Origin of the sequence: Pantoea sp. Taur, from assembly GCF_009830025.1 — a bacterium.
In the GTDB taxonomy this organism is placed as follows: domain Bacteria; phylum Pseudomonadota; class Gammaproteobacteria; order Enterobacterales; family Enterobacteriaceae; genus Pantoea; species Pantoea communis.
Genome location: NZ_SZZZ01000005.1, coordinates 253,162 through 264,507, shown reverse-complemented (window position 1 = coordinate 264,507; position 11,346 = coordinate 253,162). Strand labels below are relative to the sequence as shown.

At 50.9% G+C, this 11,346-nt stretch carries 17 protein-coding genes; 7 read left to right on the top strand and 10 right to left on the bottom strand.

Features of this window, described 5'->3' with window-relative positions:
• Positions 1-71 precede the first annotated feature (71 nt).
• A complete protein-coding gene (locus FD744_RS09970) occupies positions 72-1,358 on the bottom strand; it encodes a FliC/FljB family flagellin (protein WP_034824365.1) in 1,287 nt (428 codons plus the stop codon).
• 334 nt (positions 1,359-1,692) lie between these two features.
• Here FD744_RS09970 and fliD point away from each other — a divergent pair, with 334 nt between their 5' ends.
• Genes fliD through fliT form a run of 3 tightly spaced genes read left to right on the top strand, consistent with a single transcriptional unit; the run spans position 1,693 to position 3,893 of the window.
• Complete coding sequence (gene fliD, locus FD744_RS09965) at positions 1,693-3,123, top strand: flagellar filament capping protein FliD (protein WP_160868130.1); 1,431 nt, start codon at positions 1,693-1,695, stop codon at positions 3,121-3,123.
• 9 nt (positions 3,124-3,132) lie between these two features.
• The gene (gene fliS / locus FD744_RS09960) at positions 3,133-3,540 is read left to right on the top strand and encodes a flagellar export chaperone FliS (RefSeq protein WP_160868129.1); all 408 of its coding nucleotides are present in this window, start codon (positions 3,133-3,135) and stop codon (positions 3,538-3,540) included.
• Positions 3,540-3,893, top strand: a complete 354-nt coding sequence (fliT, locus tag FD744_RS09955) for a flagella biosynthesis regulatory protein FliT (RefSeq protein WP_034824376.1) — start codon at positions 3,540-3,542, stop codon at positions 3,891-3,893. Before fliS ends, fliT begins: the two co-directional genes overlap by 1 nt.
• A 72-nt stretch (positions 3,894-3,965) precedes the next feature.
• Here the strand turns inward: fliT and yedD are convergent, their stop codons facing one another.
• Positions 3,966-4,433: a lipoprotein YedD gene (gene yedD, locus FD744_RS09950; protein ID WP_160868128.1), complete on the bottom strand. Its 468-nt coding sequence runs from the start codon at positions 4,431-4,433 to the stop codon at positions 3,966-3,968.
• 148 nt (positions 4,434-4,581) lie between these two features.
• Here yedD and FD744_RS09945 point away from each other — a divergent pair, with 148 nt between their 5' ends.
• Positions 4,582-4,905, top strand: a complete 324-nt coding sequence (locus FD744_RS09945; RefSeq protein WP_034824381.1) for a DUF6388 family protein — start codon at positions 4,582-4,584, stop codon at positions 4,903-4,905.
• 197 nt (positions 4,906-5,102) lie between these two features.
• On the opposite strand, the gene iraP is transcribed toward FD744_RS09945, so the two are convergent.
• Positions 5,103-5,396, bottom strand: a complete 294-nt coding sequence (iraP, locus tag FD744_RS09940) for an anti-adapter protein IraP (RefSeq protein WP_034824384.1) — start codon at positions 5,394-5,396, stop codon at positions 5,103-5,105.
• A 169-nt stretch (positions 5,397-5,565) separates the two neighbouring features.
• On the opposite strand from iraP, the gene FD744_RS09935 reads away from it, so the two are divergent.
• Positions 5,566-5,805, top strand: a complete 240-nt coding sequence (locus FD744_RS09935) for a DinI-like family protein (protein WP_160868127.1) — start codon at positions 5,566-5,568, stop codon at positions 5,803-5,805.
• A gap of 19 nt (positions 5,806-5,824) precedes the next feature.
• On the opposite strand, the gene FD744_RS09930 is transcribed toward FD744_RS09935, so the two are convergent.
• The 4 genes from FD744_RS09930 to FD744_RS09915 all read right to left on the bottom strand — a co-directional run bounded on the left by FD744_RS09930 (position 5,825) and on the right by FD744_RS09915 (position 7,597).
• Positions 5,825-6,091 carry a hypothetical protein gene (locus FD744_RS09930; RefSeq protein WP_034824391.1) on the bottom strand — a complete coding sequence of 89 codons (267 nt, stop codon included), beginning with the start codon at positions 6,089-6,091 and terminating at the stop codon, positions 5,825-5,827.
• Positions 6,092-6,218: 127 nt separating this feature from the next.
• Positions 6,219-6,815 carry a hypothetical protein gene (locus FD744_RS09925; protein ID WP_160868126.1) on the bottom strand — a complete coding sequence of 199 codons (597 nt, stop codon included), beginning with the start codon at positions 6,813-6,815 and terminating at the stop codon, positions 6,219-6,221.
• Between the two features lie 82 nt (positions 6,816-6,897).
• Positions 6,898-7,227, bottom strand: a complete 330-nt coding sequence (locus tag FD744_RS09920) for a hypothetical protein (protein WP_160868125.1) — start codon at positions 7,225-7,227, stop codon at positions 6,898-6,900.
• Complete coding sequence (locus tag FD744_RS09915) at positions 7,208-7,597, bottom strand: hypothetical protein (protein ID WP_034824400.1); 390 nt, start codon at positions 7,595-7,597, stop codon at positions 7,208-7,210. Before FD744_RS09915 ends, FD744_RS09920 begins: the two co-directional genes overlap by 20 nt.
• Positions 7,598-7,741: 144 nt before the next feature.
• Between FD744_RS09915 and FD744_RS09910 the strand changes: the two genes are divergently transcribed.
• Positions 7,742-8,389: a helix-turn-helix domain-containing protein gene (locus tag FD744_RS09910; RefSeq protein ID WP_160868124.1), complete on the top strand. Its 648-nt coding sequence runs from the start codon at positions 7,742-7,744 to the stop codon at positions 8,387-8,389.
• A gap of 57 nt (positions 8,390-8,446) precedes the next feature.
• Here the strand turns inward: FD744_RS09910 and FD744_RS09905 are convergent, their stop codons facing one another.
• Positions 8,447-8,695, bottom strand: a complete 249-nt coding sequence (locus FD744_RS09905; protein ID WP_038646357.1) for a hypothetical protein — start codon at positions 8,693-8,695, stop codon at positions 8,447-8,449.
• Between the two features lie 247 nt (positions 8,696-8,942).
• Here FD744_RS09905 and FD744_RS09900 point away from each other — a divergent pair, with 247 nt between their 5' ends.
• Positions 8,943-10,154, top strand: coding sequence for a diguanylate phosphodiesterase (locus FD744_RS09900; protein WP_097116797.1), 1,212 nt, complete (start codon positions 8,943-8,945; stop codon positions 10,152-10,154).
• Between the two features lie 51 nt (positions 10,155-10,205).
• Here FD744_RS09900 and FD744_RS09895 read toward each other — a convergent pair whose 3' ends face one another.
• A complete protein-coding gene (locus tag FD744_RS09895; protein ID WP_045815127.1) occupies positions 10,206-10,388 on the bottom strand; it encodes a hypothetical protein in 183 nt (60 codons plus the stop codon).
• A gap of 229 nt (positions 10,389-10,617) precedes the next feature.
• A complete protein-coding gene (locus FD744_RS09890) occupies positions 10,618-11,325 on the bottom strand; it encodes a YnfC family lipoprotein (protein ID WP_160868123.1) in 708 nt (235 codons plus the stop codon).
• Between the last annotated feature and the right edge of the window lie 21 nt (positions 11,326-11,346).

The following is an 11,346-nucleotide window of genomic DNA, read 5'->3' as shown; positions in this document are numbered from 1 at the left end:
AAAAAAACCCTTCTGACCAAAGGCCAGAAGGGTTGCGTAAAATTGAAACTTTAACTAATTTGTAAGGCTTATTAGCCCTGCAGCAGAGACAGAACCTGCTGTGGAACCTGGTTAGCTTTAGCCAACACTGAGTTACCCGCCTGCTGGATGATCTGCGCTTTAGACATGTTTGAAACTTCAGTTGCGTAGTCAGCATCCTGAATACGAGACTGTGCTTCAGACAGGTTAGTTGTGGTGTTGTTCAGGTTGGTGATAGCAGAATCCAGACGGTTCTGTACCGCACCCAGGCTTGAACGGAATTTGTCAACAGACGCGATAGCTTTATCCAACAGCGCTAATGGGTCATTAGTTGAAGCGCCGCTGTACACATTGGCGTTGGCGCTGCTAGAGATATCGCCCACGTCGCTGCTGGTGCCGCTGTTAGCTGTGTCACCGCTGTTAGCAAGTGCACCGGTATCCGCGTTGTAGTTTTTACCCTGCACAGTCACGAAGCCGACTGCGTTGCCGCTGGCATCAGCGCCAACTTTGATGGCAATACCGGTCATCACACCACTGGTAACACCATTTTCGCTGTCAGTATAATCAACTTCAGTTTTGTTCAGGGTAACTGCGCCGCCTGAACCTACAGATACTGCGTAGTTGTCATCGCCAGAAGAAACAACGTAAGTAGAGGTTGCTGCGCCGCTCGCATCCAGTACTGAGTGCAGTGACAGACCGCTTGCATCCACACCCAGGTCTGTTGCTACAGAAGACAGGTCAACGTTAGCCATTGAGCCAGTTGAAGCATCACCCACTTTAGTGATGGTGTCGCTCAGTTTCAGAGCGTTGCCATCTACAGAGAAACCTTTCAGACCCAGAGTAGTCGAGTCAATTTTCTGCAGGTCGATAGAGATGGTTTCGCCATCGTTAGAGCCAACCTGAATTTTCATGGTGCCGTCTTTAGCCAGCACGTTCACGCCGTTGAACTGAGTCTGACCAGAAACGCGGTCAATTTCGTCCAGACGTGATTTGATTTCGTCCTGGATTGAAGACAGGTCAGAATCAGAGTTGGTGCCGTTCTGTGCTTGTACGGTCAGTTCACGAACACGCTGTAAGTTGTTGTTGATTTCTGACAGTGCGCCTTCAGTAGTCTGCGCAGCAGAGATACCGTCGTTGGCGTTACGAGCAGCCTGAGTCAGGCCGTTGATGTTAGAGGTGAAGCGGTTGGCAATTGCCTGACCAGCAGCGTCATCTTTAGCGCTGTTGATACGAAGACCAGAAGACAGACGCTCGATAGAGGTAGACAGAGCAGACTGGTTCTTGTTGATGTTGTTCTGGGTGATCAGCGAGAGGCTGTTGGTGTTAATTACTTGAGCCATGGTAAAGTTCCTATTAATCAAGTCTTTGGTTAAGGTTTGGGCTTCAACCCGCCGGCTTCAGCGCCGTCAAAGTTGTTATCGTCTGTGCTTAAACAACCTTTAGAGATTTTTTAGTACCAGGCGAAATTTTTTCACTTCAACCTGTCACGCTTATCTTTATCGCCCTCACCTCGCACATCTTTAGTGCAAACCCAATACTTTTCTAGCCTCGGAAATACCCTTCTCTATATGCCTTATTCGCTTTATCACTCGCAGGTAAATAATTTTAAACTTTGCCCATTAAGAGCCGATAACCCCGGTATTCACTCTCCGTGTCGGTATAAAAGGAAACAACATGGCTAGTATCTCTACCCTCGGTATCGGTTCAGGACTCGACTTAAGTACCATTCTGGATAACCTGGAAACTGCCGAGAAAGCGTCTCTGACGCCGATTTCAACGCAGCAGACAGCTTACACAGCCAAACTGAGTGCTTACGGCACGCTGAAAAGCGCGTTGACCACTTTTCAGACCGCAAACACCACCCTGAATAATGCTGATCTCTTTACGGCAACCTCCGCAACCAGCAGTAGTAGTGCCTTTAGTGCTACAACATCCGGTTCAGTGGTTGCAGGTAAATATACAATTAGTGTTTCGCAGCTGGCGCAGGCGCAAACCCTGACTTCAGCAGTACAAACCAGCAATACCACTGCGTTGGGTGACAGCTCCGCCAGCAGCCGCACGCTGACCATCGCATTGAAAGATGGCAGCAGCAAAGATATTTCTCTGACCAGCGATCAAACTTCGCTGACCGGGATGCGCGATGCGATTAACAGTGCAGACGCCGGTGTCACAGCCACCATTATTAAAGTGGGTGATGGCAGCTACCGTTTGTCCCTGACCTCCAGCGAAACCGGCAGCGATAATGCCGTGACTTCGATTAGCGTGACAGGCGATGACACATTGCAAGGTATCGTCGGCTACGATTCCACCGCTAGCAGCAATGCGATGACCGAAAGCGTCGCCGCGCAAAATGCCAAGCTGACGGTGAACAACGTTGAGATTGAGAACAGCAGTAATACCATTGATGATGCGCTGGAAGGCATTACGCTCAATTTGAACGACACCACCACCGGTAATCAGACACTGACGATTACCAAAGACACCTCTAAAGCAGAGAGTGCAATCAATAGTTGGGTTAGTGCTTACAACACCTTGTTGGATCAGTTCGACACATTAACCAAATATACTGCAGTAGATGTGGGTGCCGACTCTCAGGACTCCAGCAACGGCGCGCTGTTGGGCGACAGTACGCTGCGTACTATTCAGACACAGCTGAAAAGCATGCTGACCAACGCGCAAAGTTCATCTACCTATAAAACACTGGCCCAGATTGGTATCACTACAGATCCCACCACTGGTCAATTGGAAACCGACTCCGACAAACTGGAAACAGCGTTGAGCAGCGATCCAGACGGCGTGAAAGAGATGATCGTCGGCGATGGTAAAACCACCGGCATCACCACCACTATTGCTACAAACCTGACCAGCTGGCTTTCTACTACTGGCATCGTGCAGGCTGCCACCGACGGCGTAAGTAAAACGCTGAATCAATTGACCGATCAGTACAACGACATGAGTACGCGTATAGACAACATGGTGGCGCGCTACAAAACGCAATTTACTCAGCTCGACGTTTTGATGAGCTCGCTGAACCAAACCAGTAGCTATCTGACACAGCAGTTCGAGTCATCAAGCAGCTCTAGCTCCAGCAGCTCATCCTCATAAGGAGTGACCATGTACAGCGCAAATGGCACACAAGCCTATGCAAAAATTGGTGTGGAGAGCGCTGTCATGAGCGCCAACCAGCAGCAGCTGGTCTCCATGCTGTTTGACGGCGCGCTCAGCGCGCTGGTTCGTGCCCGCCTGTTTTTGCAGGATGGCAATATTGAAGGCAAAGGTTCATCGCTTTCTAAAGCGATCAACATCATCGAAAACGGACTTAAGCAGGGTCTGGTGGAAGGTAGCGGCGATGAGCTCACCGATAATCTGGTGGGACTTTACGCCTATATGGTCCGCCGTCTGCTGCAGGCCAACCTGCGTAATGACGTAGAAGCCATCGAAGAAGTCGAAGGTCTACTGCGTAATATCGCTGACGCCTGGAAAGAAGTCGCACAACCTCAACACCTTCAGGACGCCGTTTAATGAACAATGCACCGCATCTGATTACCGTTTACCAACAGTTACTCGATCTCAGCCATGGAATGCTGCGCCTGGCCGCAGACGGCGAATGGGATGACCTGATTACAAAGGAAGTGGATTACGTCAGTGCGGTGCAAACCTTGGCCCGCTCGACCGAAGCGGCGCCGCCCTCCAGCCAGTTGCAGGATCAGCTGCGTCCGGTACTGCGCCATATCCTCGACAATGAGAGTGAAGTCAAACGTCTGTTGAAATTGCGTATGGACGAGCTGACGCAACTGGTGGGCCAATCATCGAAGCAGAAATCGGTGATGAGCGCGTACGGCAAGCAAGGTAATGTCTATCTGCCACAGAATTAATTTGCGGCGGGCTGAATGAGAAACGGGTGAGCTGATGCTCACCCGTTTTTATTTGGTGCTGTGCTCGCAAAATCACTTCTGCGCAGGGACTGACACCGGCTCCATAATCTGCGGCTGAATATCCTGAATCACCGCATCCTTCGGACGCTTCGCCACTTCTTCCAGCGCCTGCTGGCACTCAACAGTGGGTTGGTCGACCTTACGCATGCGCAAGCCGTCATAACGCAATTCACCGTTCTCCAGCGTCATCGGCATCACGCGCACCTGACGCGTCACGTTGACCCAATCGTCTCCCAATCGCGTTAACTTGCCCGGCTTGGCAATCACACGCTGCCACTGACGGCAATCCAGCGTGTCGCCTTCTGCACCGATGATCAGGCTGCCCATCGCCTGACCACTGATCAACTTGCTCTGCGGTCCGACAGTTTGCCAGTTACCTTTCAGTTCCACTGGTGCCGGAGTTTTTACCGCTTCGTCGTAATTGCTGATTTGCGCACATCCACTCAAGCTCAGCGCGGCCAGTACCATCCACTTTTTCATTATTGGTCCCTACACTCGCATCAATGGCGGCTACGTTATAATTTTTCGCGTAAGTTACGCAAGGAATCTCGGTGAAAACCCGGCTGAGCCTGACAATACAGCTCGCGCACGTTACACTAGCGCGCAAGTCGATAAGCAGGAAATTCGCATGAAAACCCCAGAAGAGTATTACGCCCAGGCCCGCACGATGTTTTTTGCCGCGCACGCCGATTTTCAAGCCGCGCTGGATGAACTAACCGAGAGCGACGCGCGCGCGGCCAACTTGTCACTGCGCCAACTGCGCGAGTGGCACGCTGAGCGCATTTATGCCGCATTCTTACGCCAGAAAAAGCTGGATGGCATGCTGTTTTCCATTCAACTGGCAGAGCCTGATAAAGCGGTTGCTGCTGAAGCGATTGAAACTTACCTGAAATCTCATGCGGAAGCGCTCGGCATGACGTGGGAAGAGTTTTGCATTAAGAACGAGCTTTAAGCGCAACGGCCCTAAAAATATATCTCAAACACACCTCCAACCACACAAATCGGCAAGGAAAAAGTTGTACAATCCCGAATAAGTTGTATAACTTGTATCTGACGGCTTCGGTCGTAGATTGTCCTTGAACGAAGGTGCTATTGCGCCGCCTCTGGAGGAGTTGCTGGATTTCCCCTCCAGAGGTAGTATTTTTTCCGCTATCCTTCTCGCTCGACCCCCTTCACTTCGACATAACGCGCAACGGCCAGCAGCCGATTAATGTGTGTCAGCAGCAGATCCACATCTGACTGGAGGAACTGCTCACCAGAGCGCGATGCAGTAACGATGGCATCCTGCACGGTTTCCGTAATGGTGAGTGTGTTGTCTTCTTTAGCCTGAATCAGTAATGCCGCCAGTAACAGCGACTGCGCTTCAACCTGCGCCACCAGCTCTTTTGCTTCGGTATCCATCTTTGCCATTTTCAGCAGAATATCGATCACCAGTTGCCGCATATTACCCCCTCATGAGTCCATTTCCCTGTGTAACGCTGTTGAGTATCAGCGCAAAAGCAGTGCTGCGCCTGCCAGAAACAAAAAAATTTAGCAGCGCAACGGTTCATCGCTTGCCACTGGTTTTATTTACAGTAATATGGCGCACCCGCTTTATAAATGGAATGCCCTGATGTTTGTGGAGTTGATTTACGATAAACGCAACGTTGCCGGTCTGCCGGGCGCACGTGAGATGATATTGCAGGAGCTTGAGAAACGCGTACAACGCGTGTTTCCAGAGGTTGAGGTGCGCGTTAAACCGATGGAACGCAATGCTATCGATACCGATTTAAGTAAGAACGACAAAGCGACAGTGGCACGTATTGTCGAAGAGATGTTCGATGAAGCCGAAATGTGGCTGGTGGCCGAGTAAGCCACCAGCGCGAGGGAACTCAGCTTTCTTGCTCGCTGTGATTGATGGCGATCTCTAAATCCTGAATCGCCAGCTCGATATCATCTAACAGCTGTCCCTGCTTGTTGAGCAGCGTGTCAAAACGTCCTGCATACTCTTTGTCTTTGTACTCGCCTGCATCAAATGCCAACCAGTGGCTGGATAGCGTCTCAGTATTGGTCTGCGCATAGTGACGCATCTCTTTTAACTGGGAGGTGACATCACGCAGGTAGTCAGTTTTGGTTTTGATTGCCTCTGTATCACTCATGCTATCTTCCTTTTCGCTAATTAAACCCGTTTAAATAACGTTTGAATCATTAAAGTTAGTAGAAAATAGCGAGACCGCATTAAGAATAATCGGAAGATGAAAAGGCGACCCGAAGGCCGCCTGAAGATTACAGATACTTGCGCGCCAGGGCGATTAGCTCATCCTTTGCCGCTACACCTAATTTCTCGACGCCACTTTCGACAAAGTTAAATGCCTGAGTGAAGTCCTTCACGCTGGCGTTGATGTCCTGACTGACAGCATCCGTAATGACTCCCACGGCAGGTTGCTCAGCGAGAATCCCGACGGTAGAAGCCGATGAAGGCCCAGCGCTGGCAGAACCGTTGGCCAGAGGATCGGGCGTGGCCAACTGCTGGGTGAGATCCGTTGCATCCGCCGCCACTTGTGTCTCGCTGCCAGCGTTCGCGGCTGACGTTGAGGTGTCCAATGCGGGCACGTCGCTTGCTGTCAACGATGAGACGTCCGGAGCTGGCGTATTGCTCTCAGCGGGCGTTGAGACGTCAGGTGCTGGCGCACTGCTCACCGCTGACGTTGTGCCTACCTGTCCTGCCGCGCTGCTCACCGCTGCCGTCGGGGCATCCGCAGCGGGCGCACTGCTTGCCACCGGCACCGCCACCTCATTAGCAAAACTCTCTAATGGTGACAGCGTGCTGGCATCCGGTATTGCAGTTGTTGCACTATTTTCGATTACAGTTTGGTCGCTCATAATTTTCTCCTTCTTGCTTAATAAAGACCGCAGTCGGCCGAAGCTGGCTGCAATCCGCTCGGTAATACTCATCATGGCCTCCTTAATGCGTCGATTCGGGTGGCGTGTCCTCCCCCACCACCTGCTTTACTTTGTCCGCTGTCTTGTTCGCGGTGCGATCTGGCAAGCCGTCGAGTTTTTTCTGCAGCGTCACTAACTGGCTGGTCAGTTCCGCCACCCGCGCTTCCCGCCGATCGGAAATCGCACGGTACTGCTGGCGAATATCCTCCACCCGACGATTGGCGCTGTTATTCACGAACACGAACATAATCGTCATCGCCACACACAGCAGCGACAGCATCAGCAGCAGGCCGCCTAGCAGTAGCTGACGCCGGTGGCCTCGCACTGAAAACTCACTGTTTATCTGCGCCATCGCGACTCTCCTCTAAGGTGGTGATCAGTTGATTGATCTGACTGCGGAATTTATCGCTGTGATCAGATTCCGTGGTGGCTAATAGAATGCCCAGCGCGTTCTTAATCAGCCGTAGATCGGTCTCCAGCGATGAGATGCGCCGCAGGTTTTTGTCGTGGCGAATACGCAGGTCATCATTCTCCTGGCGCATCAGCGCATGGCTCTCCTTGAGAAGCATCACCTGCTCTTTGTAGCTGGTGATGATCTCGCCGCCGGCGCGATTGCTGGTGACGATGGCCGCGATGCCGGCCATTAAGGGTTTCCAGAACACAGCTGCCGCACCGCCACCGAGAAGCAGCGCACCGACGCTGGTCACCAAACTACTTTCCATGCCTCACCTCTCTTCACTGGCAAGGGAGCCGCCTGAAGAACATGTTGTCCGCCCTTGCCAGTTGCGCGGCCAACACCAGAATTTAAGTTTACTTTAATTAATGAATTTAAGTATACTTAAGTAAAACCCAACAGAGTTGTCAAGATGATGAAAAAAGAATCTGCAGGTGAACGCATTCGCAGCCGCCGCAAAGCGCTGAAGCTCACGCAGTTAGTGGTGGCAAGTGGCATTGGCGTGTCACATGTCGCTGTTTCACAATGGGAAAAAGATGAGACGGTCCCGCGCGGCGAGAACCTGTTGCGGCTGGCAGAACTGCTGCAATGTACGGCAGCTTGGATAATTGATGGCGAGGGCGAGGTGTTTGCCGCCCCGCTTAACGTCAGTGGTGTCAGTGCTCTGCCGTTGATCACTCTGGCGCAAGCGGCTGCGTGGATGCAGGAGCAACGCTTATTGATTCAGCAGCAGGCGACCCGCTTTCTCTACAGCAATAGCAGACTGAGTGAATCGGCGTTGGCGATCACCCTGGAGGATACCGCCATGCAACCTGACTACCGACCCGGCGACACGCTGATATTCGATCCTGCCGTTAATCCACAACCGGGTGATGTGGTGCTGGCACACATCAATGGCGAGGTTCTGGTACGTATTTATCGCCTGATGGCCGAACAGCATGACGAGCAAATTTTCTCGTTGCGGCCGTTAAATGATGATTTTCCTGTACAGACATCGTCGGAGAAAAAGATTGAATTAATTGGAACTATGATGGAAATGCGCCGCTATCGCGCCAGATAAGATAATGCAAAAAACCCGCCTATGAGCGGGTTAAAACCAGCAAAACTACGGCAATTATTACAAAACGTCGGTCAAATGATCGACGACAACCCTCCCGTGCACATCCTTCTGCGTAATGCGATAGTTAACACAATATGAGCGGCGGTTGCAGAGCTTATCGAACAGCGTCACGCTGCCTTTTTGCTTGCCGTCTACGCTAACAATATGCCATTCAGTGACATCTTCCTGACCGCGGTTATTGAGTCTTAATACGCTCTGTTCAACTAAACGGTCGCTATCATCAATCTTTAAATAGTCGCGTAACATTATGCTCACCTCTGGTTAACGAGGGTCAAGATACGCTTTTTATTTATCCATTCAATCGAAATTATTTATCGTAAATACTCCCCCGGTGCAATTAATTAACAATTCGATTTGACGCCGTTCCGCTAGCCGTTTCGGTTAACTCATTAATTGGAAAATAGTTTACGATTCGAGTTTATATTGGTGGACAGCCCCCGCCCCAGGCCTGCTACTGTAGGCCCCACAATAAAAAGCTGTCCGGACAATCGCTATGCTTACCACCATCATTTATCGCAGTCACCTCCATGATCATGTTCCTATCAAAACACTTGAAGACATGGTGGCAAAAGCGAATAACAAAAACAGCTCGCACGATGTCACAGGCATTCTGCTTTTTGATGGACTGCACTTCTTCCAGTTACTTGAAGGGCCCCGTGACGCTGTGCAGGGTATTTATGATCGCATTTGCCTGGACGCCCGCCACCACAATCTGGTGGAGTTGATGCATGACTTTGCCCCCGCTCGCCGCTTTGGCAAAGTGGGTATGGAGCTGTTTGATTTACGCGAGCATGATAAATCCATGGTGCTGCAGGCCGTGTTAGACAAAGGCACCTCTCGCTATCAACTGACCTACGATGATCGCGCGTTGCAGTTCCTGCGCACCTTTGTTATCGCCCGTGATAAAGAGAACTATTTTGAAATCCCCGCAGCCAGCACATGGGAATTTATTGCGGATGAGCCATCTCGTACCCTTCAGGATGAAGTCATTGACTCACTGAAAGAGTGCCACTTCGCCTTTCAGCCGATTATCGATCCGTTCGCACGCCGCGTGGCATCGTATGAGGCGTTAATCCGTACCCCGAATGGCGGTTCGCCAGGCGAATACTTTTCTGCCTTCGGTGGCGAGGCTGTTTATCATGCGGATATTCAGTCTAAAAAACTGGCGTTCGAACTGGCGAAAAAGTTAGGTATTGGCGAACACAGTATCTCCATCAACCTGCTGCCAATGTCCCTGGTCACGGTTCCTGATGCGGTGGATTTTCTGCTGACGCAGATTGAAGCCAATGGTTTGGTCCCCGAGCAGGTGATTGTTGAAGTCACAGAAAATGAGATCATCTCGCGCACCGATGAGTTTGCGGCACAGGTGCGCAAACTAAAATCGGCGGGTATCAGTCTGGCCCTGGATGATTTTGGTGCGGGCTTTGCTGGCCTGTCACTGTTATCAAGATTCCAGCCGGACAAAATTAAGATTGATCGTGAGCTGATTAGCGATGTGCATAAAAGCGGTCCTAAACAGGCCATTTTGCATGCCATCATTAAGTGCTGTAACTCGCTGGAGATTGCGGTGATTGCAGAGGGCGTGGAGAAAGCCGAGGAGTGGATGTGGCTGGAAGCGGCAGGCATTAGCCAGTTCCAGGGGTATCTGTTCGCGCGTCCGCAGTTAAATGGTTTCCCGGCTATCGCCTGGCCGGAAATCAAATAGCGAACGGTTAGAGAGAATAAAAAAACCGCCTTTAACCGGCGGTTTTTGCATTTAAAGCGGGAAGTAACCCGGTGGTAATAATCGATCGCTGATGACCTGGTAGTTCATCAACTTAAAAGAACTTAAGGTGATGGGCACGGCAACGCAGGGACGGTACCAGCCAAACTGCTTTATATATCGCCAGACTTCTGGTGGGTTATCTTTATCTCTAACCCAGTAATAACCTTCTTTCATTCTTACACGCTTCTTGTCGCTGCAGCACTTACTCAACACTCCTCAACGCCTCGCGTGATGCGCATGTTGCACACCGAGTTCCCTGCTCTGACGAATGCTTACCTAAGGCCCACACTTTAGCATATCGAGCGCGTAATTGATCAGTAAGTGATTGTTTTATTTAGCGCTTCGCTTATCGACGCCGATATTAACGGCATAAAAAAAGCCGCATTCGCGGCTTACTCAGGCATCAATAATAGGTGACATCAATGGTGCCGTACTGCCTGTCCGTGACTTGCCCTGCGGCATCAGTGGTCACGGTATCACAGCGGAAAGGAACATCATTCTTATACTGGCATTGCGTGGTAACCGTCTTGCTTTGCTCGTTTCTTTGCACCGTCGTCACCACATCGGATATCTTTTTTGCGTCCGTATCATGTTTGGCACTGGCGCGTGACACTTCCTCCTCGCCCTTCTTAATACTCAACAGCGTCATATCACCGACGTTATTGTAGGTCAGATGGAATTTAACATCGGAGGCGGGAGAGGAGATTTGATCAACCCAACCCTGATCGTTATAGCCAATATCCACCGTCATGCTGGGAGTGACTTTTTTTATTACCGCGCACTGCTTATTCAGCGTGACGACCACATCCTGACCGTTCTCTGTGCCAGTCAGTTTATCGCCTTCCCGCGTCACTTCGGTCACCTCTCCGGCTTTATCAATGGATTTCACATGGGCAATACAGCCTTGCCCATCGAACGCGATATCGACATCAAAGATTGGCGTGTCGTTGGCGCTAAACAGGCGCTGATGCGTGCTTTTGACTTTGCCGGGAATGGCTTCGAACTGATAGAGGTAAGCGTAATTTTTCATCTGCGGTGCAAAGTCCGCATTTTTATTATCACAGCCGGATAGCATGATCGTTGCCATCAACAGCAGCAGGGTGGGCTTCACGTGAGAATCCTCTTCTCGATA